The organism is Stenotrophomonas sp. STK16_22 (genome assembly GCF_051984505.1).
GTDB lineage: Bacteria > Pseudomonadota > Gammaproteobacteria > Xanthomonadales > Xanthomonadaceae > Stenotrophomonas > Stenotrophomonas maltophilia_A.
Window position 1 is genome coordinate 112,307 of the sequence record NZ_CP196972.1, and the last position, 24,011, is coordinate 136,317.

At 67.8% G+C, this 24,011-nt stretch carries 21 protein-coding genes; 16 read left to right on the forward strand and 5 right to left on the reverse strand.

The genetic code is table 11. From position 1 onward, the window contains the following. The first annotated feature begins 140 nt into the window (after nt 1-140). A complete protein-coding gene (locus tag ACSYAO_RS00470) occupies nt 141-776 on the forward strand; it encodes a tetratricopeptide repeat protein (protein ID WP_032128715.1) in 636 nt (211 codons plus the stop codon). Nucleotides 777-1,367: 591 nt separating this feature from the next. Here the strand turns inward: ACSYAO_RS00470 and ACSYAO_RS00475 are convergent. After that, nucleotides 1,368-2,852, reverse strand: coding sequence for an AAA family ATPase (locus ACSYAO_RS00475; protein WP_049398189.1), 1,485 nt, complete (start codon nt 2,850-2,852; stop codon nt 1,368-1,370). 123 nt (nt 2,853-2,975) lie between these two features. On the opposite strand from ACSYAO_RS00475, the gene ACSYAO_RS00480 reads away from it, so the two are divergent. The 9 genes from ACSYAO_RS00480 to ACSYAO_RS00520 all read left to right on the forward strand — a co-directional run bounded on the left by ACSYAO_RS00480 (nt 2,976) and on the right by ACSYAO_RS00520 (nt 11,948). Next, the gene (locus ACSYAO_RS00480) at nt 2,976-3,605 is read left to right on the forward strand and encodes a ParA family protein (RefSeq protein ID WP_010487235.1); all 630 of its coding nucleotides are present in this window, start codon (nt 2,976-2,978) and stop codon (nt 3,603-3,605) included. 49 nt (nt 3,606-3,654) lie between these two features. Continuing rightward, nucleotides 3,655-4,131 (forward strand): SixA phosphatase family protein, encoded by a 477-nt coding sequence (locus tag ACSYAO_RS00485; RefSeq protein ID WP_005407539.1) that lies wholly within the window; start codon nt 3,655-3,657, stop codon nt 4,129-4,131. A gap of 4 nt (nt 4,132-4,135) precedes the next feature. Beyond that, on the forward strand, nt 4,136-4,753 hold the full coding sequence (locus ACSYAO_RS00490) for a YceI family protein (protein ID WP_049462235.1): 618 nt from the start codon (nt 4,136-4,138) through the stop codon (nt 4,751-4,753). Beyond that, nucleotides 4,750-6,801, forward strand: coding sequence for a phospholipase D family protein (locus tag ACSYAO_RS00495; RefSeq protein ID WP_049462234.1), 2,052 nt, complete (start codon nt 4,750-4,752; stop codon nt 6,799-6,801). The genes ACSYAO_RS00490 and ACSYAO_RS00495 overlap by 4 nt, the downstream gene beginning before the upstream one ends. A 10-nt stretch (nt 6,802-6,811) precedes the next feature. Next, nucleotides 6,812-7,246: a hotdog fold thioesterase gene (locus tag ACSYAO_RS00500; RefSeq protein WP_032128719.1), complete on the forward strand. Its 435-nt coding sequence runs from the start codon at nt 6,812-6,814 to the stop codon at nt 7,244-7,246. A 120-nt stretch (nt 7,247-7,366) separates the two neighbouring features. Beyond that, on the forward strand, nt 7,367-8,158 hold the full coding sequence (locus tag ACSYAO_RS00505; RefSeq protein ID WP_049398187.1) for a lysophospholipid acyltransferase family protein: 792 nt from the start codon (nt 7,367-7,369) through the stop codon (nt 8,156-8,158). 52 nt (nt 8,159-8,210) lie between these two features. Beyond that, nucleotides 8,211-9,200 (forward strand): YheT family hydrolase, encoded by a 990-nt coding sequence (locus ACSYAO_RS00510; RefSeq protein ID WP_049462242.1) that lies wholly within the window; start codon nt 8,211-8,213, stop codon nt 9,198-9,200. Nucleotides 9,201-9,256: 56 nt separating this feature from the next. Continuing rightward, nucleotides 9,257-11,326 (forward strand): tetratricopeptide repeat protein, encoded by a 2,070-nt coding sequence (locus ACSYAO_RS00515; RefSeq protein ID WP_049462233.1) that lies wholly within the window; start codon nt 9,257-9,259, stop codon nt 11,324-11,326. Nucleotides 11,327-11,336: 10 nt separating this feature from the next. Beyond that, complete coding sequence (locus ACSYAO_RS00520) at nt 11,337-11,948, forward strand: YbhB/YbcL family Raf kinase inhibitor-like protein (protein ID WP_049462232.1); 612 nt, start codon at nt 11,337-11,339, stop codon at nt 11,946-11,948. A 138-nt stretch (nt 11,949-12,086) separates the two neighbouring features. Here ACSYAO_RS00520 and ACSYAO_RS00525 read toward each other — a convergent pair whose 3' ends face one another. Beyond that, nucleotides 12,087-12,914: an META and DUF4377 domain-containing protein gene (locus ACSYAO_RS00525; RefSeq protein ID WP_012509681.1), complete on the reverse strand. Its 828-nt coding sequence runs from the start codon at nt 12,912-12,914 to the stop codon at nt 12,087-12,089. Nucleotides 12,915-12,987: 73 nt separating this feature from the next. Continuing rightward, nucleotides 12,988-13,782 (reverse strand): undecaprenyl-diphosphate phosphatase, encoded by a 795-nt coding sequence (locus ACSYAO_RS00530; RefSeq protein ID WP_032130149.1) that lies wholly within the window; start codon nt 13,780-13,782, stop codon nt 12,988-12,990. A 224-nt stretch (nt 13,783-14,006) separates the two neighbouring features. Here ACSYAO_RS00530 and glnA point away from each other — a divergent pair, with 224 nt between their 5' ends. The 4 genes from glnA to ACSYAO_RS00550 all read left to right on the forward strand — a co-directional run bounded on the left by glnA (nt 14,007) and on the right by ACSYAO_RS00550 (nt 18,562). Beyond that, nucleotides 14,007-15,416, forward strand: coding sequence for a type I glutamate--ammonia ligase (gene glnA / locus ACSYAO_RS00535; RefSeq protein ID WP_004153533.1), 1,410 nt, complete (start codon nt 14,007-14,009; stop codon nt 15,414-15,416). 394 nt (nt 15,417-15,810) lie between these two features. Continuing rightward, nucleotides 15,811-16,149 (forward strand): P-II family nitrogen regulator, encoded by a 339-nt coding sequence (locus ACSYAO_RS00540; protein ID WP_004134334.1) that lies wholly within the window; start codon nt 15,811-15,813, stop codon nt 16,147-16,149. A 21-nt stretch (nt 16,150-16,170) separates the two neighbouring features. Continuing rightward, nucleotides 16,171-17,601 (forward strand): ammonium transporter, encoded by a 1,431-nt coding sequence (locus ACSYAO_RS00545; RefSeq protein WP_049462231.1) that lies wholly within the window; start codon nt 16,171-16,173, stop codon nt 17,599-17,601. 214 nt (nt 17,602-17,815) lie between these two features. Then, entirely contained in the window at nt 17,816-18,562 is a 747-nt protein-coding gene (locus ACSYAO_RS00550; RefSeq protein ID WP_049462230.1) for an N-acetylmuramoyl-L-alanine amidase, read from the forward strand. A gap of 87 nt (nt 18,563-18,649) precedes the next feature. Here ACSYAO_RS00550 and ACSYAO_RS00555 read toward each other — a convergent pair whose 3' ends face one another. Further along, entirely contained in the window at nt 18,650-19,351 is a 702-nt protein-coding gene (locus tag ACSYAO_RS00555; RefSeq protein ID WP_049462229.1) for a LytR/AlgR family response regulator transcription factor, read from the reverse strand. Continuing rightward, on the reverse strand, nt 19,339-21,048 hold the full coding sequence (locus ACSYAO_RS00560; protein WP_049462241.1) for a histidine kinase: 1,710 nt from the start codon (nt 21,046-21,048) through the stop codon (nt 19,339-19,341). Before ACSYAO_RS00560 ends, ACSYAO_RS00555 begins: the two co-directional genes overlap by 13 nt. Before the next feature lie 127 nt (nt 21,049-21,175). Here ACSYAO_RS00560 and ACSYAO_RS00565 point away from each other — a divergent pair, with 127 nt between their 5' ends. Continuing rightward, nucleotides 21,176-22,687, forward strand: coding sequence for an alpha/beta hydrolase (locus ACSYAO_RS00565; RefSeq protein ID WP_049462228.1), 1,512 nt, complete (start codon nt 21,176-21,178; stop codon nt 22,685-22,687). A 65-nt stretch (nt 22,688-22,752) separates the two neighbouring features. Continuing rightward, nucleotides 22,753-23,919 carry a murein transglycosylase A gene (gene mltA, locus ACSYAO_RS00570; protein ID WP_049462227.1) on the forward strand — a complete coding sequence of 389 codons (1,167 nt, stop codon included), beginning with the start codon at nt 22,753-22,755 and terminating at the stop codon, nt 23,917-23,919. Nucleotides 23,920-24,011 lie beyond the last annotated feature (92 nt).

Genomic DNA, 24,011 nt, shown 5'->3' on the forward strand with positions numbered 1-24,011 from the left:
GGCCGCGTGCAGGCACGCGGCGGGAAAGGCGCGAATTGTAGCAGCGGGGCCGCGAGGCCCCGGCACTCGCGCCCGCGGCGGTGCTGGGGTTAGGATCGGGGAGAGAGAGGGAGGCTGCAGTTGCGGCCTGGGGAGAAGGGATGTCAGTTCCAGGAAAGATCCTGGCCAGCGTGCTGCTGGCCTCGGGAGTGGCCACTGCGTGGGCCGCGCCGGCCGTGCCGGCACCACAGGAGTTCTACTTCGACAACGACCTGGCGGCAACGCCGATGGTGGCGGTGCAGGGCGAGGGCGATGAGCTGGTGGCCCAGCTGGTCAAGCTGCGTGAGCGCGGCCGCCGCGCGGTGGAAGCGACGGTGCAGCTGGCCTCGGTGGCCGGCGCGCAGGGCCGTGGCGAGCTGGCCGAGCAGCTGTATGGCGAGGCGATGAAGGAGGCGCCGGCACAGAGCAGCAGCGGCCGCAGCGTGCGCTGGAACTACGGTTGGGACCTGCTGCGCCAGGGCAAGCCGGAGGCGGCGCTGGAACAGTGGCTGGTATCAGCCAGCAACGCCCGTACGAAGCCCACCTGGGTGCCACCGACCTATGCGTTGGCATTGTGGCGGATGGGGCAGAAGCAGGAGGCGGTGCAGTGGTATGCGGCTGCGGTACGCACCGAGCCGACGCAGTGGAGTACCACGGCCAACTATGGGCAGCTGCTGCCGCAGTGGCGTGAGGATGAGCGCGCGTCGCTGGCCGAGGTGCAGCAGGCCTGGGCGGCCGCACCACCTGCCTGGCCCTGAGGGAAGGGGTTCGGCCGGGTTGCACCCGGCACCCGCAGAGGCAACAGCGGAAGCAACAGCAACAGCCGAAGCAACAGCGGGCTTCCTGCGGGATGGCGGGGCACTGTGGGTTTGCGGGGCCGCCGTAAACCCGTCCTGGGGGCTTGGTCGCCGCATCCATGCGGCTCACACCCTGCAAACCCACAGTGCCCCGCCTTCGACAGATTCCGGCAGCTGTTGGTAGGTGTCGACCTTGGTCGACACGGTAGATCCACGCCATGCGTGGATGAATCTGTAACGGAATCGACTATTCGATATCTGATCGAAATGCAGCCGAATGTGGGCTCGGCTCTACAAAGAGCGGCCGGCCAAGCGCTTTTGCCTTTGCTTCTGCTCTTCTTTTTTCTTTTCCGTGGCGGACGCACTCGGAAATTGTCAGAGGCCGGGCGGGGTGGGTTCGCGGGGGTGTCCGCGGCATGGATGCCGCGGCCAAGCCCCCATGGACGGGTTGACGGCGTCCCCCGCGAATCCATCCCGCCCGGCCAAGCGCGGCTTTTGATGTTCACAGTCAACCAGCCGCCACGAGGGGCTGCGCCGTTCGCTGGAAACCCCTCAGTCGTCCGCGGAAACCGTCCGCCCCGACGCCCACGCACGCAGTGCTTCTACCTGCTCTGCCATCAGCACCGACAGCGGTCGGGTGGCGCGGATCTCGGTCATCAGCAGCTCGGTGTCCAGCGGCCGGCCCTCGGCATGCGCCGCATACAGGCCAGCCACGATCGCCTGCTCGATCTCGGCGCCGGAAAAACCATTGGCGGCCGCCGCCAGCGCGGGCAGTGCGAAGTCGTCGGCGTTGAGCTGGCGCCGGCCCAGGTGCAGCCGCAGCAGTTCCACGCGCACGTCGGGCGAGGGCAGATCGACGAAGAAGATCTCGTCGAAGCGGCCCTTGCGCAGCAGCTCGGCGGGCAGCTCGTGCACCTGGTTGGCGGTGGCGACGATGAACACCGGCGCTTTGCGTTCGGCCATCCAGGTCAGCAGGTAACCGAGCACGCGGCGTGACACGCCGCCGTCCTCGCCTCCGCTGGCCAGGCCCTTCTCGATCTCATCCATCCACAGCACGCACGGCGCCAGCTGCTCGGCCGAGGCCAGTGCCTGGCGCAGGTTGGCTTCGGTCTCGCCGTGGTACTTGTTGTACAGCGCGCCCACGTCCAGGCGCAGCAGGGGCACGCCGAAGCCGGCGGCGGTGGCCTTGGCCAGCATCGACTTGCCACAGCCCTGTACGCCCAGCAGCAGCATGCCGCGCGGCGGGTCCAGCCCGGCCGGGGCGGAGCCGGCAATGAACGCCACCCGCCGCTGGTTGATCCAGCGCTTGAGCCGGTTGGCACCGGCCACATCGCCGAAGCGCGCGCTGTCATGTTCGAAGAACAGGTGGCCGCTGCGGTTGAGCAGCTCGAACTTCAGCCGCGCCAGCTGTGGCAGGTCGTCGTCGCGCAGTGCGCCATCGGCGTAGATCAGCTGGCGCGCGATGCGCCGGGCATCGACCAGGCTCAAGCCCTGCAGGTTCTTCAGGATTTTCTTCACCGCCTCGCTGTCGACTTCAACCCGGCGGCCGCCATGCTCGCGCGCATAGGCGTCGGCCTCCTCGCGCAGCATCTTCAGCAGGGCATTGGCATCGGGCAGGCGCGGGTTGAAGCGCACGGCCAGTGCTTCCAGCTCGGCCGGCAGTTCCACCTTGGCACCGATCAGCACCAGCACATGCGGCTCGCTGTGGCGGCGCTGGATCAGGTCGCGAAGGGCGCGCTGGTGGCTGGCATAGCCCAGGTAGGGATGGAAATCGAGCAGCAGGTAGACGCCGCGCTGGTCGGCTTGGCGGATCATCTGCAGGGCCGCGCTGGCATCGGGTGGCCCGACCGGCGGGTCCTCGCTGTCCAGGTCGATCCGGCGCAGGCCCTCGGTGATCGACCAGCGGTGCAGCGCCCGCCATACGTGCATCAGCGTCTGCCGGAACAGCTCGACGATGCGACCCTCGTCCTGGGTCTCGATGACGATCAGTGGGGTATTGGCGCGGATCAACGCGCTCAGATCCTGCAGTTCGCTCATGCCGGTTCGATCCTTCGGGGGCGCCACGATAGCAAAGGCGATGGCCGCTGGTTCAGCACGACGCTACCTCCCGTCACCATCACCGGTGTACGCTCGGGGCACGTACCCGGAAGCGAGGCTGGCATGAAGACGATCCTGGTGGCCGGTTCCAAGGGCGGGGTGGGCAAGACCACCGTCGCCACCCACCTGGCCGCGTACGCGGCATTGCAGGGCAAGGCCACGGTGATTGCCGATGCCGACCCGCAGGGTTCCAGCACCCGCTGGGCACAACGCCGTGCCGGGCTGGAAAGCGCGGTGCTCCCCATCGACGTGTACCGGAAGAAGCAGTGGGCGCAGAAGCTGCCCGACGGCACCGACACCGTCATCATCGATGCGCCGGCCGGTGCCCTGGCTGACGATATTCCCCATTTCCTCGACGCTGCCGACGCGGTGGTGGTACCGGTGCTGCCCTCGGCGCTGGACATCGAAGCGATCGTCGGCTTCCTCAACAGCCTGGCCCAGAACCCGCGCGTGCACAGCCGCAAGCTGCCGGTGGGGCTGGTGCTCAACCGTACCAAACCATGGACCCAGACCTCGCAGCAGGCGCTGCAGATGCTGGGTGAATGGCCGTACCCGGTGGTCGCGCAGCTGCGCGACAGCCAGAGCTATGTGGTCATGACCGGCCTGGGCCGCAGCCTGTTCGACTACCGCTCGGCCCAGGTGCGCGAGCACCAGGCCGACTGGGAGCCGCTGCTGTCCTGGCTGAAGCTTTGATGCCTGCGTCACTCTTTCTGCTGCATCCTCTTCTTCATGGAAACCCGCGATGCGTGAACTGATCCTGCTGCGCCATGCCCATGCCGAACCGGCTACCCCCGGCCAGGCCGACCTCGACCGGCCGTTGTCGCCGGTGGGGCTCGCCGAAGCCGAAGCCGCCGGCAAGTGGCTGAAGGAGAACAACCTGCTGCCGGACTGCGTGCTGTGCTCACCGGCGCGGCGCACCCGCGAGACCCTGGAAGCCGTGCTCGGCACCATCGGCTATGTCGAGAAGCGCCTGGAAGACCGCATCTACGAGGCCACCCCCGGCACCCTGGCGGCGCTGGTGGACGACCGCCGTGACCTCGACCGGGTGCTGATCGTCGGCCACAACCCCGGCCTGGAGCGCCTGGTGGCGTTGATGACGGAAGGCACCAGCAGCGACTATCGCGGCATGCCGCCGGCCGGCATTGCCGTGCTCGGCTTCCCGCGCGAGGCCTCGATCGAGCCGGGCGTGGCCAGCCTGAACGCGTTCTGGTGGCCGTGATCCAATGACCCTGGCGCGGCGCAGCCGCTTTCTGCTGCCCGTGCTGCTGGCTTCCGGCGCGGCCTGGGCTGCCGCGCCACCGCCAACGCCCTTGCCGCCGGTGGTCGCTGAAGCGCACCGGGTCCTGCACCTGGATACCCAGCGCTCGCAGATCGGTTTCGAGGTGCGCACCCGCTTCGGGCAGCGCATCGAAGGCCTGTTCCCGCACTTCGAGGGTCGCATCGAGATCCTCTCCGACGGCCGCCACCAGGTGCACCTGAAGATGTTCACGCGCTCGGTCGAGATCCCCGGCAAGGCGCGCTACACCGGCTGGATGCGTGGCGAGGAGTTCTTCGACGCAGGCCGCCACCCGGTGGTCGAGTTCGACTCGCTGCCGTACTGGCCGGAGACCGTGGAAGACGGGGGCGACATCAACGGGCGGCTGACCCTGCGCGGGATCAGCCACCCCGAGACACTGAAGGTCGAGAAAGCGGATTGCGCCCGACCCGGCTATGATTGCGACGTCGTCAGCCGCGGTACCGTGCAGCGAGGCCGGTATGGAATGGACAGCTGGCAGCTTGCCTTGAGTGACCGAGTGACCTTCGTATTGCGAGCGCGCCTGAGCGAGGCGCCGAAACCGTGAACCTCCTGCTGCGTGTACTGGCGCTGGCAACCGTGTTGCTGGGCAGCGGTTGTGCATCGCTGTCCAATGCCGAGCGCGACCGCGCCGAAGCGATCGCCGTGCAGGCGCGCTCGATCCAGGTCGACTGCCAGCGCGCCGACCGCTGCGCACAGGATTCGCCGCTGCGGGCGTTGGCCGGCCGGGCGTTCACCGAATCCACCCCGGAGCAGCCGCGCCACTACGCCACCCTGCTGGACGAGGGGGAGGGCGCCCTGGTGGCGCGCCTGAACCTGCTGCGCAGTGCCACCCGCAGCATCGACCTGCAGACCTACATCTTCGACAAGGACGACAGCGCGCGGCTGGTCATCGACGAACTGCTGGCCGCGTCGCGGCGCGGGGTGAAGGTGCGGGTGCTGATCGACCAGCTCTCGGCGATCTCCGACCTGCAGATCCTCGGCGCATTGTCCGGCGCCCACCAGAACTTCCAGCTGCGGGTCTACAACCCGACCTTCGGCAAGGCCCGGCTGAACTACTTCGATTACGCCGGCAGCGTGCTGTGCTGCTTCCGTCGCTTCAACCAGCGCATGCACAACAAGCTGCTGGTGATCGACGATGCGATCGGCGTGGTCGGCGGCCGCAACTACCAGGACGACTATTACGACTGGGATCGCGAGTACAACTTCCGCGATCGCGACGTCATGATCGCCGGCCCGGAAGCGCGGGCGATGGCGGCCAACTTCGATGCGTTCTGGCGCGCCAAGCGCAGCGTGCCGGCCGAGCGCCTGAATGACGTGGGCCGCACCCTGCTGCGCGAAGGCGTGCCGGTGCTGCCGCCCGCCACGTTCCGCCGCCCGGAGCGGGTGCAGCGGGTCAGCGCTGAAGCCAATGACATGGAGTTCGTCACCCGTTCCTTCGTGGATACCGCGCTGCCGGTGGCCTCGGTGCGCTACGTCGCCGACCTGCCGCGCAAGCACCGCCGCGAGAAGGCCGATGCCCCGCTGGCCGGCCAGCATGTGACCGAGCCGCAGCTGGATGCACTGATCGCCGGCGCGCAGAAGGAAGTGATCCTGCAGACGCCGTACCTGGTGCTGTCCAAGCCGGCGCAGAAGCTGTTCCGCGAGCTGCGCAAGCGCCCGCAGCCGCCGCGCGTGGTGGTGTCCAGCAACAGCCTGGCGGCCACCGACAACCCGATCGTGTATGCGCTGTCGTACAAGTACAAGCGGCGCAACATGCGCGAACTGGGCTTCAACATCTTCGAATACAAGCCGTTCCCGCTGGATGCACCGGTCGACTACCGCAATCTGCTGCCCGACCCGATCGCCGCGCCCGGAGGCGACGACGACGGTGGGCGCAATCCGCTGATCGGCGGCAGCGCCGCTGGCAGCAATGCCGGTGGTGGCAGCGACGGGGATCTGGCCGCGCCCCGCAAGCAGGTGGCGGTGCATCATCCGCGTACCGGCAGTGCCTACCAGAACGCGCGCGAACGTCGCCGCGCCGCCGGCAGCGAGGTGGAAACGCGCCTGCTGCGCACCGAGACGCGTCCGTCGTTCCTGGGCAGCAAGGCGGTCAACAAGCCGTTGCCGGTCACCCGCAAGGGCGCCCGCATGGGCCTGCACGCCAAGTCGCTGGTGGTCGATCGCCGCATCGGCGTGGTCGGCACCCACAACTTCGATCCGCGCAGCGAGAACTACAACACCGAAGGCGCGGTGATCATCGACGATCCGGTGTTTGCCGAGCAGCTGGCCGAGAGCATCCTGCGCGATACCCATCCGCAGAACTCGTGGACAGTGGCGCCGCGGGCCAAGCCGCCAGTGCTGTCGGGCCTGAACTACAGCGTCGGCAAAGCCTCCGAAGCGCTGCCGATCCTCGACTTCTGGCCGTGGCGCTACGCCACCGACTACGAGTTCAAGCCCGGTCCGGACTGCCCGCAGCCGCTGCCACGGCAGGACCCGGCGTTCCACAACTGCTACGTCGCCGTCGGCGACTTCCCCGAAGTCAACGTCGGCCCGAAGTGGCTGCTGGTGCGCATGCTGACTGCATTCGGCGCCGGCCTCGTTCCCATCCTCTGAAGGTGCCCGCATGACCCAGGTATTCCGCGAAGCCGTTTCCATCGAGCAGCTCAACGCGCTCAGCCGCAACACGGCGATCGAATCCCTCGGCATCGTCTTCAGCGCTGCGGGCGAAGACTGGCTGCAGGCCACCATGCCGGTGGATGAGCGCACCCGGCAGCCGTACGGCATCCTGCACGGCGGCGCCTCGGTGGTGCTGGCCGAGACCCTGGGCAGCAGCGCCGGCAACCTGTGCGTGGATACCGGCAAGCAGATCTGCGTGGGCCTGGAAATCAACGCCAACCACGTGCGCGCCGTGCGCTCGGGCACGGTCACCGGCACCGCCCGCGCGCTGCACGTCGGCCGCAGCACCCAGCTGTGGGAGATCCGCATCGAAGACGAGCAGGGCCGGCTGGTGTGCATCTCTCGGCTGACCCTGGCGGTGGTGGCCGCCGGCCACGGTTGAGCCCCCGGCGGGCGTGTTGACGGCGGCAGAACCCAGCGTTCCCCGCCGATTGCCCCGGTCAATGGCGGTTATGGCCTAAATCGGCTGGCAGCTGCTGCGGCGCTCCGGTATCGTGCGCGGATGACTTCCCCCACTCCGGCCCCCCGTGGCGGCGTGGCGCGTGTGTGCCGTTACCTGTACCGCGTACCGCTGCTGTTGGTCCACATCATCGTGTTCCTGCCGCTGATCCTGATCGGCATGCTCCCGCCGTGGGGCGAGCTGCGCGTGGGCGAGGATACCTTCGGGGCGAAGGTGGTGAACTGGTGGCAGGGCGGCCTGATGTGGATCTTCGGCTTCCGCCTGTCACGGGTGGGCCAGCCCTTGCCCGGTGCCGTGCTGTTCGTCGCCAACCACGTCAGCTGGGTCGACATCTCCATCCTGCACAGCCAGCGCATGATGGGCTTCGTCGCCAAGCGCGAAATCGCCAGCTGGCCGCTGGTCGGTTGGCTCGCCGCGCGCGGGCAGACCATCTTCCACCAGCGCGGCAATACCGAATCGCTCGGTGGCGTGATGCAGGTGATGGCCGATCGCCTGCGTGCCGGCAAGGCAGTAGGCGTGTTCCCGGAAGGGCGCACCCGCGGTGGTCATGAAGTGGGGCCGTTCCATGCCCGCATCTTCCAGGCCGCGGTCGAAACCGGTGTTCCGGTGCAGCCTGTGGCGCTGGTCTATGGGTTCAAGGGTGACGCACAGACCATCGTGGCATTCGGCCCGGGCGAGAGTTTCGCCGCCAATTTCCTGCGCCTGCTGGGTGAGCCGGCGCGGCATACCGAAGTGCATTTCCTGGAGCCGATCGGTACCCAGGACCTGGAAGGCCGTCGACGCATCGCGGAAACCTCGCGCGCGCGCATCGTGGCGGCCATGAGCACCGGCTGAGGGCACGGTGGCCCTGGTCCCGCCACCCGTCCTGGACGCCGGTACACCGACGTTGCATGCGACTGACTACCAGCCGCCGCGCTGGCTGCGCAATCCGCACCTGCAGTCGATGCTCAGCTCCAGCCGCATGCGCCTGCAGCGCGGCCTGCTGCTGCTGGCCGCCACCGGTGCGGTCAGCGAAGAGCTGATCCTCGATGGTGGTGATGGCGTGCGCCTGCAGGGCTGGCACAGCCATGTCGAAGGCCGCGAGCCCAAGGGCATCGCGCTGCTGCTGCATGGCTGGGAAGGCAGTGCCGAATCCAGCTACATGCGCATGGCCGCCGCGCGCATGATCGAGCAGGGCTTCGACGTGGTGCGGCTGAACTTCCGCGACCACGGCAACACCCATCACCTGAACCCCGGCATCTTCCACTCCAATCTCATCGATGAAGTGGTGCACGCCGCGGGCGATATCGCCCAGCGCTGGCCGCAGCTGCCGCTGGTGGCCGCCGGTTATTCGCTGGGTGGCAACTTCGTGCTGCGCCTGGCCCTGCGCGCGCCGGCGGCCGGCGTGCCGCTGCTGCGCGTCGCCTCGGTGTGCCCGGTGCTGGACCCGGCGCTGACGATGGAGAGCATCGAGAACGGCCCGGCGATGTACGACTGGTACTTCCGCCGCAAGTGGGCCGGCTCGCTGCGCCGCAAGCGCGATCTGTTCCCCGAGCTGAGCGACTGCGACGACCGCGTGCTGAAGCTGGACATCCGCGCGCTGACCGCCTGGCTGGTCGAGCGCCACACCAGCTTCGGTTCGCTGCAGGCCTATTTCGACGGCTACTCGATCGCCGGCGACCGCCTGTCGTCCCTGCAGGTACCGGCCGACATCCTGATGGCGCAGGATGACCCGGTGATTCCGTACGCGACCTTCAGCAACTGGCAGCTGCCGGGCCAGGCGCGCCTGGAAACCGCCTGCTGGGGCGGCCACTGCGGGTTCATCGAAAACTGGCGCGGCGACGGCTTCTCCGAGCGCTGGGTGGCGCAGCGCCTGCAGCGGGTGCTGGCGGGCTGAACCGGCACCGGTGCGTGGACCGCTACAATGCGGGTTTGCACTTGAACCGGACCGCCATGCAAGACCAGATCATCCAAGCGTTGCGCCAGAACCAGGCCGACCAGGCCGTGCAGCTGGCCCAGGCGTGGACCCGTGATGAACCCGGCCAGGCCGAAGCCCACCGCTGGCTGGCGCTTGCGCTGCAGCAGCAGGGCAAGGCCGAGGATGCGATGGAGGCGCTGCAGCAGGCGTTGCAGCTGGCCCCCGATGATGCCCAGCTGCACCTGCAGCACGCTGGCCTGCTGCTCGCCCTGCGCCAGTATCAGCGCGCTGACGAAGCGCTGGCACGTACCACCGGGCTTGACCCGAATTCCTTCGCCGCCTATCTGATGCAGGCGCACCTGGCGATCGGCCGCAACGACTTCGATGAAGCCCAGCGCCTGTCCACGCTGGCCTCGCGCGTAGAGCCGGACCACCCGGAACTGCTGACCATCGACGGCATGATCGCGCTGCGCCGCGACGACCCGGATCGTGCGCTGACGCTGCTGTCGGCGGCCAACCAGGCGCAGCCCAACGACACCCGCGTGCTGTACGCACTGGGCTTCGCCTACCTGGGCAAGGACATGCTTGCCTTCGCCGAGCAGGCGTTCCGCCGCGTGCTGGAACTGAACCCGGCCATCAGCTCGCTGCATGGCCTGGTAGTGCAGTTGGCGCTGCGCCAGGGCAACCTGGAGGCGGCTGCCGAAGCGATGCAGATCGCGCTTCAGCAGGAAGGCATGGATACGCCGTCGATGCGTCGCCTGGCCGGTGAACTGTCGCTGCGCGGCGGCCAGCCGCTGCAGGCGCTGGACCATCTGCTGCCGTTGCTGGAATCGATCCCCGACGACCGCCAGGTGCTGCAGCTGCTGCTGATGTCCTGGCAGCGCCTGGGCCGCGAAGACGAGGCCCGCGCGCGCCTGGACACTGCCCTGGAACAGCATCCGCAGCTGCACGACCTGTGGCTGGCACGCCTGGCCGTGGAAGAAGTCGGCAGCCCGACCGCCGCGGCGACCGTGGAGCGCTGGATGGACGCGATGCCGGGTCATCTGCCGGCACTGGAAGCACGCCTGCGCCTGCATGACATGGTGGGCGAACACGAACAGGCCGAAGCCATCGCCGAACGTATCGTCAGCCTCGAACCGGGCCGCGTCAGTGGCGAAACACGCCTGGTCGAAGGCCTGCTGCAGCGTGATCCGGTCGCCGCGATCGCGCGCGTGCAGGCGCTGATCGACAGGGCGCCGGACAGCCATCGCGCCGACCTGCGTACCTGGCTGGGTGAAATCCAGGACCGCGCTGGCCAGCCGGAACAGGCGCTGCAGACGTGGATGGCGCTGCAGGCCGACCAGGCACCGCAGCGCCTGCCGCTTCCGCCACAGGCCAAGGCGCCGCCGAGCTGGCCGGAGAAGGGCGAGATCGACAGTGATGCCAGCTCCGCGCCGATCTTCCTGTGGGGTGCGCCGGGTTCGGGTGTGGAGCGGGTTGCGACCGGCCTGGCGGCCGCCAGCCCGGTGCTGCGCAGCGACCGCTACACCAGCAATCCGCCGGATGATGCCTTCCAGAACTACCACACGCTGCAGGACCTCGCCTCCGGCGTGCTGACCCCGGAGCGGCTGGTGCAGCGCTGGCGCGAGCAGCTGCCGGCGCGTGGCCTGCAGGGCGATGCCGTCATCGACTGGCTGCTGTGGTGGGACAACGCCCTGCTGTGGGCGCTGCGCCCGCAGCTGCCGCAGGGACGACTGGTGCTCGTGCTGCGTGACCCGCGCGACATGCTGCTGGACTGGGTGGCCTACGGCGCTGCCGCTCCGCTGGCGATGACCTCGCTGGCTGAAGCCAGCGAATGGCTGGCGCGCGGGCTGGCGCAGGTTGCCACCCTGCATGAGGAAGAACTGTATCCGCACGTGCTGCTGCGCATCGACCAGATCGGCAATGATCCGCACGCGATGGCCGAGCTGCTGGGACGCCTGTTCGAGCGGCAGATGCCGCCGGCCGCACAGCTGGGCGCACCGCGCTTCCCGCCGGGCCACTGGCGCAACTACCGCGACGTGATGAGCGCCGCCTTTGCCAAGCTCACCCCGATTGCGGTGCGCCTGGGTTACCCGGAAGAGTAAGGAGAAGCCGATGCAAGTGAGCAGCCACAGCCTGACCAACGGCGCGCCGATCGACCGCGCGTTCGCCGCCGGCGATGCCACCGGCTTCGCGCCGGACCGCAATCCGCACCTGGCCTGGAACGGCGCACCGGAAGGCACGCGTTCGTTCCTGCTGGTGTGCGTGGACCCGGATGTGCCGACCGTTGCGGAAACGGTCGGCCGCAGCGACATGACCGTGCCGCGCGACCAGCCGCGCTGCGACTTCGTGCACTGGGTGATGGTCGATATTCCGGCCTCGGTGCAGGAGATCGCCGCCGGCAGCTGCAGCGATGGCTTCGTGGTGAAGGGCAAGACCGCACCGGCTGGCCCGGCGGGCAGCCGCCAGGGCCTGAATGACTTCACCGGCTGGTTTGCGGGCAACCCGGACATGGCCGGCGATTACCTGGGCTATGACGGCCCGTATCCGCCGTTCAACGACGAACGCGTGCACCGCTATTTCTTCCGCGTGTTCGCGCTGGATGTGGCCTCGCTGGCGCTTCCGGCGCGCTTCACTGCCGCCGACGCATATCGCGCCATGCACGGCCACGTGCTGGCCGAAGCCGCACTGCATGGCACCTACACGTTGAACCCGGCGCTGGGCTGAGCGGCGCGATGGGGGAGAGCCGGCCGCTGGCCGGCTTTGCTTCTGTAGTGTCGAGCCACCATGAAAAGGGGCAGCCGGCCAGCGGCCGGCTCTACCCACCACGAAGAAGGGCGACCTCGCGGCCGCCCTTCTGTCGTCTTACTTCTTCTCGATGGCCGACTCGACCACCATGTCCAGCACGTACGCCTGCGACGGCGCATCGGCCGGCGGGTTCTTCACTTCGTAGCGCTTCACGCGCACCACGTTGCGCACGCCGTCCTCGTGGGTGTAACCCTCGATGTTGCCGTAGAAGTTCTCGAACTTGCCCGGCTCACCCTGCTTCAGGCCCTTGTCGTCGAACTTCACTTCACGCACCTGCAGGCACTGGTAGTCCGGGATCAGCGGGTGCGAGCACTTCTCGGTCTTGGCGGCCACTTCCAGGAATACGGTTTCGCCGGCGCCGCCGTAGCGGGTTTCAGCGGTCGGTTCCGGGTTGAACACCAGCACGTCGCCCTTCGCGTTGGTCAGGGTCAGCTTGCCATCGGCATCCTGCTCGGCCTTCAGCTCGCCCTGCAGGCGGCTCGACACGGCCTCGTCCAGCGCCATCAGCGCCTTGTCGGTGCAGGCCATCATGGTCGAGGCCATCGCACTGACCGTCAGCTTGCCGTCGGCCAGGGTGTAGCCGCCACCCATGTGGTTGCAGGCGTTGCTGACCGACAGGCGGCCATCAGCGAAGTCCAGGGTGACCGGCTTGTCTTCGCGGGCGAACAGCGCGTCGATGCGCTTGCCGTCGGCGGCAGTGGCCTGCTGCAGCAGCCAGTGCTGGCTCTGCAGGCGCTGCGCGTCCAGGTGCGCCAGCGTCTGCTGGTCTGCTGCCTTGGCCGCGGCCGGGGCCACGTCGTCGCCGCCGGTGCCGGCCGGGGCCGGGGTCTGGCTGCAGGCGGCCAGCAGGGCCAGCGGGAGGAGCAGGGTGAGCTTGCGGTTCATGGTGATTCTCCTTGGGGAACCGTGGGGGAAACGGGGTGGGGCCGGCAACGGGGTTACCGTGCCCCGGCGCTGTTCAGCTGCCGGACGGCAACCACAGCAGCAGCGCGGCGCCCAGCGCGATTCGGTAAAGCGCGAACGCGGTGAACCTGTGCGATTTGATGTAGCCCATCAGCCACTTCACTACGACGAAGCCGGTGACGGCCGCGGCAAGGAAGGCCACGCCCACCTCGGTCCAGTTCTCGCTGCCCAGCTGTCCGGCCTTGGCCATTTCCAGGAAGGTGTAGGCGCTGGCGGCGAACATGGTGGGAATGCCAACCAGGAACACGAACTCGGCGGCGGCCGCGCGGCGGCTCAGGCCCAGCAGCATGGCCAGGAAGATCGCCGAGGCCGAACGCGAGGTGCCGGGGAACACGCCGGCCACCACCTGCGCCAGGCCGACGCCGATCGCCACGGTCCAGGTCACCTGGTCGCGGTCGGGCAGGCGCGCGGTGTAGGCCTCCACCAGCAGCATCCAGATGCCACCGATGATCAGTGCCCAGGCCACCGGGCTGACCGTCTCGGGCAGCGACCAGCCGGCTTTGCGCACCACCAGGCCGACCACGGCGGTGACCAGGAAGGCCGCGCCCAGCTTGAAAACGTACTCGCGGTTCTCGCGCTGCCCGAAACCGGTGGCCAACTGCAGCAGGCGCTGGCGGAACACCAGTACCACCGCCACGATCGCGCCGGCCTGGATGACGATGTTGAAGAAGTCCGAACGGGCACCCAGCCAGTGCTGGGCGATGAGCAGGTGGCCGGTGCTGGAGATCGGCAGGAACTCGGTCAAGCCTTCGAGGATGCCCAGCAACAGGGCGGAGAGCAGGTCGGACATGGACGGTGCGGGCACGCGCGGCAGGAAGGAAGAAGGTCGAGAGGATAGACGATCACTGCCGCACCAAACGGGTGCGTCCGCTGTCGGCTGCACCCATTTGGTGCGCACGGTTCTGCACCGCTGCGGGGCGGCCTTTTTGAAATCAATGACTTGCAGCCTGCGAAAAGTTGGCACGGTCGTTGCTGTACCTCAGCAGGCATTCATCCCCATCCGAGGTCGTACCGATGTCCGTGGAAAACGTTGAGAAGCTGATCAAGGACAACCAGATCGAGTTCGTCGACCTGCGCTTTGTCGACATGCGTGGTGTCGAGCAGCACGTGACCTTCCCGGTCAGCATCGTCGAGCCGTCGCTGTTCGAAGAAGGCAAGATGTTCGATGGCAGCTCGATCGCCGGCTGGAAGGGCATCGCCGAATCGGACATGGTGCTGCTGCCGGATACCGCCAGCGCCTACGTCGACCCGTTCTACGCCGATCCGACCATCGTGATCAGCTGCGACATCCTCGATCCGGCCACCATGCAGCCGTATGGCCGTTGCCCGCGCGGCATCGCCAAGCGCGCCGAGGCCTACCTGAAGTCCTCCGGCATCGCCGAAACCGCGTTCTTCGGCCCGGAGCCGGAATTCTTCATCTTCGATTCGGTCCGCTTCGCCAATGAAATGGGCCACACCTTCTTCCAGGTCGACTCGGAAGAAGCGGCGTGGAACAGCGGCGCCAAGTACGACGGCGCCAACAGCGGCTACCGTCCGGGCGTGAAGGGCGGTTACTTCCCGGTGCCGCCGACCGACACCCTGCACGACCTGCGCGCCGAGATGTGCAAGACCCTGGAACAGGTCGGCATCGAAGTGGAAGTGCAGCACCACGAAGTGGCCACCGCCGGCCAGTGCGAAATCGGCACCAAGTTCAGCACCCTGGTGCAGAAGGCCGACGAACTGCTGCGCATGAAGTACGTGATCAAGAACGTCGCGCACCGCAACGGCAAGACCGTCACCTTCATGCCCAAGCCGATCGTCGGCGACAACGGCAGCGGCATGCACGTGCACCAGTCGCTGTCCAAGGGCGGCACCAACCTGTTCTCCGGTGACGGCTACGGCGGCCTGAGCCAGCTGGCGCTGTGGTACATCGGCGGCATCTTCAAGCACGCCAAGGCCATCAACGCCTTCGCCAACTCGGGCACCAACAGCTACAAGCGCCTGGTGCCGGGCTACGAAGCACCGGTGATGCTGGCCTACTCGGCCCGCAACCGTTCGGCTTCGTGCCGCATTCCGTGGGTGTCCAACCCGAAGGCACGCCGCATCGAAATGCGCTTCCCGGATCCGATCCAGTCCGGCTACCTCACCTTCACCGCGCTGATGATGGCCGGCCTGGACGGCATCAAGAACCAGATCGACCCGGGCGCACCGAGCGACAAGGACCTGTACGACCTGCCGCCGGAAGAAGAGAAGCTGATCCCGCAGGTCTGCTCCTCGCTGGACCAGGCGCTGGAAGCGCTGGACAAGGACCGCGAGTTCCTGAAGGCCGGCGGCGTGATGAGCGATGACTTCATCGACGGCTACATCGCGCTGAAGATGCAGGAAGTGACCAAGTTCCGCGCGGCCACCCACCCGCTGGAATACCAGCTGTACTACGCCAGCTGACCGGTGGCGATGGCGGTGGGCTTCCCCCTCCCACCCGCCGCCATCGCTTCCGTCTTCGCGGCTGGGGAGCCGCAGGGCGGGCCCCGGTCCGCCGTGGTAGAGCGGACCCCGACCCGCCGTGGCAGAGTGGGCCGCTGGCCCGCCGTGGTAGAGCGGGCCGCTGGCCCGCTGCAGTAGAGCGGACTGTTAGTCCGCTGAAACAGGGGCAAGAGAGACCGGATACGCGACCAGGGCCGCCCTCCCTCCCGCGTCGGTCGTGCAAGGAGAGAGGCACGGCCGTCCCGGCCCTGTACGTGTCCGGTGCAACAGCCACGGCCATCATCCTGATGGCCGCTGGTTGCCTGATGCCAACGCGCGCTGGCGCGCTGGCCCCATCCACCCTCGGGACATGCGCATGAAACTGATCTCCGCCATCATCCGGCCGTTCAAGCTCGACGAGGTCCGCGAGGCCCTCTCCGACGCAGGCGTGTCGGGCATCACCGTGACCGAAGTGAAAGGCTTCGGCCGCCAGAAGGGCCACACCGAGCTGTATCGCGGCGCCGAGTACGTCGTCGACTTCCTGCCCAAGATCAAGATCGAAACCGTGGTCACCGACGAGCGTGCCGACGCGGTGATCGAAGCGATCCAGTCGTCGGCAGGCACCGGCAAGATCGGTGACGGCAAGATCTTCGTCACCGCCGTCGAACAGGTCATCCGCATCCGCACCGGCGAAATCGGTGCCGACGCGCTGTAACCCCTTTCCGGAGACTCCCCCATGAAGATGCGCCTTCTCACCGGGTGGCAAGCCCGGTTCCACTTCGTGTGCCTGTTGATGCTGCTCAGCGCGCTGGCCGCCGGTGCGTGGCCGGGCAGTGCCCACGCTCAGGCCCAGATCTCGCCGCTGCCGAGCGAAAGCGTGGCGGTCGAACCACTGCAGGACCCGGTCGCTCCGGCCGCCGCACCGGCCGCGGCTGAAGCCGCCGCGACCTACGACCATGGCGACGTGGCCTGGATGCTGACGTCCACCCTGCTGGTGCTGCTGATGGTGGTGCCGGGCCTGGCCTTGTTCTATGGCGGCCTCGTGCGTTCGAAGAACGTGCTGTCGGTGCTCAGCCAGATCCTGGTGGTGTTCTCGCTGGTGCTGCTGCTGTGGGTGGCCTATGGCTACAGCGCGGTGTTCAGCACGGGCAACCCGTTCTTCGGCTCGTTCACCGAATTCGCCTTCCTCAAGGGCTTCACTCCGGAGTCGGTCGGCAACACCCCGATCAAGGGCCTGCCGGACTACCTGTTCGTCGCCTTCCAGTCGACGTTTGCTGGCATCACCACCGCGCTGATCGTCGGCGCGTTCGCCGAGCGCATCAAGTTCCGTGCGGTGCTGCTGTTCTCGGCGCTGTGGTTCACCCTCAGCTACATCCCGATGGCGCACATCGTCTGGGGTGGCGGCTACCTGGGTGAGATGGGCGCGATCGATTTCGCCGGTGGCACCGTGGTCCACATCAATGCGGGCGTTGCCGGCCTAGTGGCTGCCTGGTTTGTCGGCAAGCGCCTGGGCTACGGCCAGACCGCGCTGAAGCCGCACAACGTACCGTTCACCTACATCGGCGCGATGCTGCTGTGGGTGGGCTGGTTCGGCTTCAATGCCGGTTCCGCCGCCGCCGCCGATACCGTGGCCTCGCTGGCCTTCCTCAATACCGTGCTGGCCACCGCCGCAGCGGTGCTCGGCTGGACGCTGGTGGAAGCGATCAGCAAGGGCAAGCCGTCGGCACTGGGCGCGGCCTCGGGCGCAGTGGCCGGCCTGGTCGGCATCACCCCGGCCTGCGGCACCGTCGGCCCGCTCGGCGCGATCATCATCGGTTTCGTCGCCGGCGTGGTCTGCGTGTGGGGTGTGACTGGTTTGAAGCGCCTGCTGAAGGTGGACGACACCGCCGACGTGTTCGGTGTGCATGGTGTCGGCGGCATCGTCGGCGCGATTCTCACCGGTGTGTTCAGCGCGCAGTCGCTGGGCGGCACCAAGGCCGATCTGGATATCGCCCATCAGGTCTGGGTGCAGGTGGTCAGCGTCGGCTTGACCGTGGTCTGGTCGGCGGTAGTGACCACGCTGATCCTGCTGGTGGTGCGCAGCGTGGTCGGCCTGCGCGTGACCGAGGAAGCAGAGCGCACCGGCCTGGATGTGACCTCGCACGGCGAGTCCGCGTACGAGGCCTGATGCATGGCGGGCGGCCCTGTGGGGCCGCCTTTGCATTTGGTGGGTGCCAGGCTTGCCTGGCACTGCTCCTGCTCTGGTGGGTGCCGACCGTTGGTCGGCACAGCGGGTAGACCATCCACGCATGGCGTGGATCTACCGCATCCTCTCTGGTGGGTGCCAAGCTTGCTCGGCACGGCGGCATGCATCATCGCGCCTGATCGCGCACAATCGGGCCATGCACCCGATCCGCACCGCCCTGATGCTCTCGGCCTGCCTGCTGCTGGCCGCCTGTGCCTCCGCGCCGCAGGAAACCCACAACCCGCTCGCCACCTGGGTGCCGTCACCCAACCAGAACGCGCGCACGCCCGTCATCATCGTCATTCACCACACCGAACAGAAATCGGTGCAGCAGAGCCTGCGTACGTTGCGCACGGCCAACAGCGGTGGACCGGTCAGCGCGCACTACCTGATCGGTGCCGATGGCCATCGCTATCAGCTGGTTGCCGATGAGCGCCGCGCCTGGCACGCCGGCGCCGGGCGTTGGGGCACCATCACCGACCTCAACTCGGCATCGATCGGCATCGAGCTCGACAACGATGGCCGCAGCCCGTTCAGTGCGGCGCAGATCGAATCGCTGATTGTGCTGCTGCGCGATCTCACCGCCCGCCTGAACATTCCGCCGCGGCAGGTGATTGGCCACGCCGACCTGGCGCCGACGCGCAAGCAGGATCCGAGCCGGTTCTTCCCGTGGCAGCAGCTGGCCGAGGCCGGTTTCGGCGTCTGGCCGCGCGCGGCCGACGGTGCGGCACCGGAAGGCTTTGACGCGTGGAGTGCGCTGGCCCGCTTTGGCTATCCGCTCGACAACCGGGACGCCACCGTCGCAGCCTTCCACCGCCGTTTCCGTGGCCGCGACGACCTGCCGAAGACACTGGATGCCGAAGACGCCCGCATCCTGCATTCCCTGCTGCTGCAGACGCCGTGAACCATGCCTGGCGCGTTCCAGCGCAGGCATCTCCATGCGGCTCCCGCTCCCCGGTAGTGCCAGGCCGTGCGTGGCATCCTCTGGCGATCACCCCAGTCCCAACGCATCGCGTAGCGCCACGATGTGCGCGCGGCCAACAACCAGCTCGCTACCGTCGCTCAGCACCAGCCAGTAGCGGCTGCCGGAACCGGCATGCAACGTACGCACGTGCCGCAGGTTGACCAGGTGCGAGCGATGGCAGCGCACGAAATCCTGAGGCAGTACTGAGGCCAGTGCAGTCAGGGATTTGTCATGCAGTTCGCTGCGGCCATCGCGCATGCGCACCTGGCTGTAGTCGCCATCTGCCGCGATCCACATCACTTCCGAGAGCTCGACGGTTGCCGTTCCCTGCGCACGCCAGATGCCCAGGTAGCGCGCCCGGCCTGAACGCATACCGCCGGTATCGAACAAGCGTTCCAGCGCCTGACCAAGGCGTTCGCGCGAAAAGGGCTTGGGAACGAAGTCGAGCACGCCGTGTTCAAATGCCTGCAGCGCACGATCACGGTGGGCCGACACCACTACGCACTGGTAGCGGCCGGCTACCGCACGCCGCAGCAGTTCGAAACCGTCCTCGCCCCCAAGGTTGAGGTCCAGCAGCAGGCCGTCGTAGACATTGCGCTGCAGGCGGTCGCCGGCTGCCTCCAGATCGGCCACGGCATCGAAGCGTGCGCGCGTTCCTGCCAGCTCGGCGCACAGCCGCTGCAGGCGTTGGCGTATCAGCGGTTCGTCTTCAACGATCAGGATGCGCATGTCAGTTCGATCCGTCCGCACCATTGGTTGCCGTCGATGCCTTGCACGAAGCTCCATCCGCCGGGGCTGGCGGCCGCCAGACTGGCTTCGATGTAGCGCGTGCCCGTGCCGCGACCGCGATGCGAGGACGAGCCGTGCGCGCTGTGCAGTTCCAGCACCCAGCGTCCACCGCCGCGCTGCACGCGCAGACGGAACGGGTGCTGCGCGCATGCCAGCGCACCGGCATGCGTCAGCGCGTTTTCCACCTGTGCATGCAGGATGCCGGGCGGCAGCATCAGCGGCGCATCCTCGCCATCCACGTCCAGCACCAGGGGCTGGCCCAGTGCCTGGCCAACGATGTCCAGGTGGCTGCGGCACAGGGCCAGCTCGTCCTGCAACGGAATGCTCTGCCGGCTGCTGCTGTCACGCAGCCGATCGAACTGATCGGCCAACGACTCCACCAGGCGGCTGGCACGTGAAGGTGCCTGCTCGATCAGTTCCTGCAGACTTGTGAGGGTGTTCATCAGCCAATGTGGCTGGATGCCTCGCTGCAACAGCTGCAATGAAAGCCGTGCGCGCTCTTCACGCAGCAACGCATTGTGCCGGTCCAGTGCCTGCAGCTGTGCCGCATGACGCAGCAGCAGGAACACCATCAGCACCGCCAGCAGCAGGAAGTACGGCCCATCAAGGAAAGCGCCGCGCGCGACCAGCAACGCCAGCAGGCCGGCCAGCAGCAGGACCAGGATCGGCCATCGATCCTCTGTGTCGCTGCGCGCACGCAACAGCAGCCACACTGAAGCGAGCAGGCTCAACAACAGCACCGTGGCCGAGCGGGTGTCAAAGCCAGGCAGGACGATGGCGAGCACCGCGATCACGGACAGATAGACGAAGCACCCGGCACGCGGAACCGCCACCTGGAATCGCCGCGCCAGATAGGCTGGCAGGAGCATGGCCGCGGCTACGTGCAATGCCAGCAGTGCAATCAGGCGCGGGACATGCCACGGGTAGTCATACCCCAGCAGGGAGCGCCACGCTTCCACTGCAGGCAACGCCAGTCCCACCACGCCCAGTGCCAGCAGAAGGCGAGCGCCGGGCGTGCGGGTCTGGCCACGCAGTACCGCCAGGAAATACAGGCTGGCTGCCGCCAGTGCGCCGATGGCGAAGGCCGCAACCAGCCATGGCAGGATGATCTGGCCATACAGCACAGCTGCGGGCGCGATCAGTGCCATCGCGTCGGCGCCATGCAGGGTGAAATGTTGTCGCTGGCTGGATGCAAGCACGACCAGCTCATCGGTGGCATTGCCAGAAGCGGGGGGAAGCACGTGGACAAGGTCGATGCGTCCTGGTTGTTCTTCTTCAGCGGTGCGGCCCACGACGCCATTGCTGATCCAGGGCGTGCCGTTCCAGTACAGCTGGCTGGCAGCGCGCAGCGACAGCCGCAACGTGCGGTCATGATCGTCGGTGCCGGTTGGCGCCGGCACCTGCCAGCGCAGCCAGTACGGGCCGCGCCACTGCGCCAGCTGCTGCTGATCCAGCGGACGCCAGGCCAGGTCCTGCGGCGGCCGCGCAGGCAGGGGGCTGGATGCCCCGGCGTCCGCAGGTGCCATCTGCGCCCCCTGCACGAACACCACGCCGGCGGGTGGCGTCGACACGACCAGCCATGCGGCCACCGCCGCAAGCAGCAGAGCAAGAACAGCCAGGGTACGTGGGATCTGCATGGCGGCCATCGTATCGGTTGCGTGGAGCCATTGGACCGCCTTTTGGAGACGTTCGGCAGGCGGGTGCCCCCACAGCCCTGTGATCGAGCCGATGCTGACCGCGCACGTCCCTCCTTTGGAGTCCACCATGAGCCGCAACGCCTGCACATCGTCCAGCAGTCTCCATCCTCGTCGCTCTGCCCTGGTCGCCACGGTGGCCACGTTCTGTCTGGCGCTCGCTGCGGCCATGCCGGCGCAGGCCACGCCTAGGGCATTGGTGTTCGAGCCGTACACGCTGCAGACCAAAGCACATGGCGCCATCCCTGCAGAGATCGCCGTGCTGGAGGTGCCGCGCCGACACAGCGAGCCAGACGGACCGCGCATGGGGCTGAAGGTGGTACGCCTGCGTGCAACCGGTGGCAATGGCCGCAGCGCCCCCGTGGTTTATCTGGCCGGTGGCCCGGGTGGTTCCGGCATCGATACCGCGCGCGGCCCGCGCTGGCCGGTGTTCGACCAGGTCCGACGCGAAGCCGACGTGCTGCTGCTCGACCAGCGAGGTGCCGGTCTGTCTGAACCACCGCCGGAGTGTCCGCATGAAACCCGCTTCGACGATGGCCAACCACTGCAGCGCGATGCGGCCCTGGCCGCATTGCAGGCGACGGCTGCCAAGTGCGTGGAATTCTGGCGTCAGGCTGGCGTCGATCTGGGCGCCTATACGACCGCCGAGAGTGCCGATGACCTGGATGATCTGCGGCGCGCACTGGGTGTGCCCAGGATCAGCTTGTGGGGCATGAGCTACGGCACCCACCTGGCGCTTGCGACGGTGCGCCTGCACGGCAAAGATCTGGAACGCGTCGTGCTGATGGGCACCGAAGGCCCCGATGACACACTGAAGCTGCCGCTCAGCAGCGATGCGCTGCTACAGGAACTGACGCCACTGGCCCGCAGGGACGGCTTCGATGATCTGGCCGGATCGGCAAAGCGCGTGCTGCAGGCATTGCGTGAGCAGCCGCGACAGGGTCGCAGCCGCATGCATGACGGTCGCCAGGTGACCATCGGTGAATTCGATGCGCAGATCCTGATTGCCAATACTCTTGGCCAGCGGCATACCCAGCAGTGGCTGCCGTTGATACTCCGCGAGGCCGAGCGCGGCAACTACGACCCGCTGGCCGATCTGGTGCTGATCGTGCGCGCACAGTTCGCCCAGTACCCGGCGATGGGGCTGGCCATGGACGTTGCTTCCGGGCAGAGCCCGCAGCGCCTGGCGCGGGTGGAGGCGCAGGCACGCGAAAGCCTGTTCGGCGACGCCCTGAACTTCCCGTTCCCCGCCATCGGCAACGGCCTGGGCCTGGCCGATCTGGGCGAATCCTTCCGCGGGCCGCTGCGCAGCGACGTGCCGGTGCTGTTCATCAGCGGCACGCTGGATGGGCGCACGCCACCGGCCAATGCAGATGCGCTGCGTCCAGGCTTCAGCCATGGCCGCTCGCTACTGGTGCGCAACGCCAGCCATCACCACGAGCTGTGGACCGGCAATCCTGCCATTGCCCGCAGCATCGTCGACTTCCTGGCCGGTCGCATCGTGAACGATGCCGAGCTGGACGTACCGCCGCCGGTGTTCGCCACCAGCAACAGTGGCCTGCTGGGCAGTGGCGGACGCTGAAGGGAGAGCGTGGTGCCGGGCACCCGGCGCGTCCGGCACCGTGCTGTTTCCTCTACATTGGGGCAATGAAAGACATCATTGCCCCCCTGAACCGCACGAGCCTGGGCCTTGTTGCGCTGGCCGTGCTCGCCGGCTGCTCCACCACCGCTCCCCGCACCGGAACCGCAGTGCCGACGCCGGTCACGCCGCCCGCGGCCACCTATGCCAAGGCCGCATGGAGTGCACTGCCACCGGTCTCCGACAGCGACCTGCAGGCCGGTTTCGTCGCCTGGCGCAGCAGCTGCACCCGCCTGAAGAACGATGCGGTCTGGGCCAAACCCTGCGCCACCGCCGCGACGGTTTCGGACAAGGACCCCGCGGCGATCCGCCAGTTCCTGCAGCGCGATCTGGATGTCTATGCATTGCGTGCCGGCGGCCACCAGGCCGACGGGCTGATTACCGGCTACTACGAGCCGATCTACCCCGGCAGCCTCACCCGCACGGCTGCTGCCACCGTACCGGTGTACGGCACGCCCGATGATCTGGTGGTGGTGCAGCTGGACAGCCTCTACCCGGAACTGAAGGGCAAGCGCCTGCGCGGGCGCGTCGAGGGCAAGGTGCTCAAGCCCTATGACGACGCCGGCACCATCGCGTCCAAGGGCGCCAACGCCCCGGTGCTGGCCTGGCTGACCGACCCGATGGACCTGCAGCTGCTGCAGATCCAAGGCTCCGGCCGGGTGCGCCTGGCCGATGGCAAGCAGGTGCGGCTGGCCTACGCCGAGCAGAACGGCCACCCCTACCGCGCGATCGGTCGCTGGCTGGTCGACCAGGGCCAGCTGAAGAAGGAAGACGTCACCATGGATGCGATCCGCGCCTGGGCCCGGGCCAATCCCGCGCGCGTGCCGGAACTGCTGCGCAGCAACCCCAGCTACGTGTTCTTCGTGCGCAACCCGGACAGCCCGGAAGGCCCGCGTGGTTCACTGAACGTGCCGCTCACCGCCGGCTACAGCGTCGCAGTGGATCGCACCGTGGTGCCGCTGGGTAGCCTGCTGTGGCTGTCCACCACGCGCCCGGACGGCACCCCGGTGGTGCGCCCGGTGGCCGCGCAGGACACCGGCGGCGCCATTGCCGGCGAAGTGCGCGCGGACCTGTACTGGGGCAGTGGCGATGCCGCCGGCAAGCTGGCCGGCGACATGAAGCAGAAGGGCAACATCTGGATGCTGTGGCCGAAGGGCGTGGCGCTGCCGAACTGAACCGGCAGGGGTCGGATCCCTTTCCGCAGGAAAGGGTTCTGACCCCGGATGCCTGATAATGGCGCCATTCCGAACTCTCCGGCCGCGCCTGC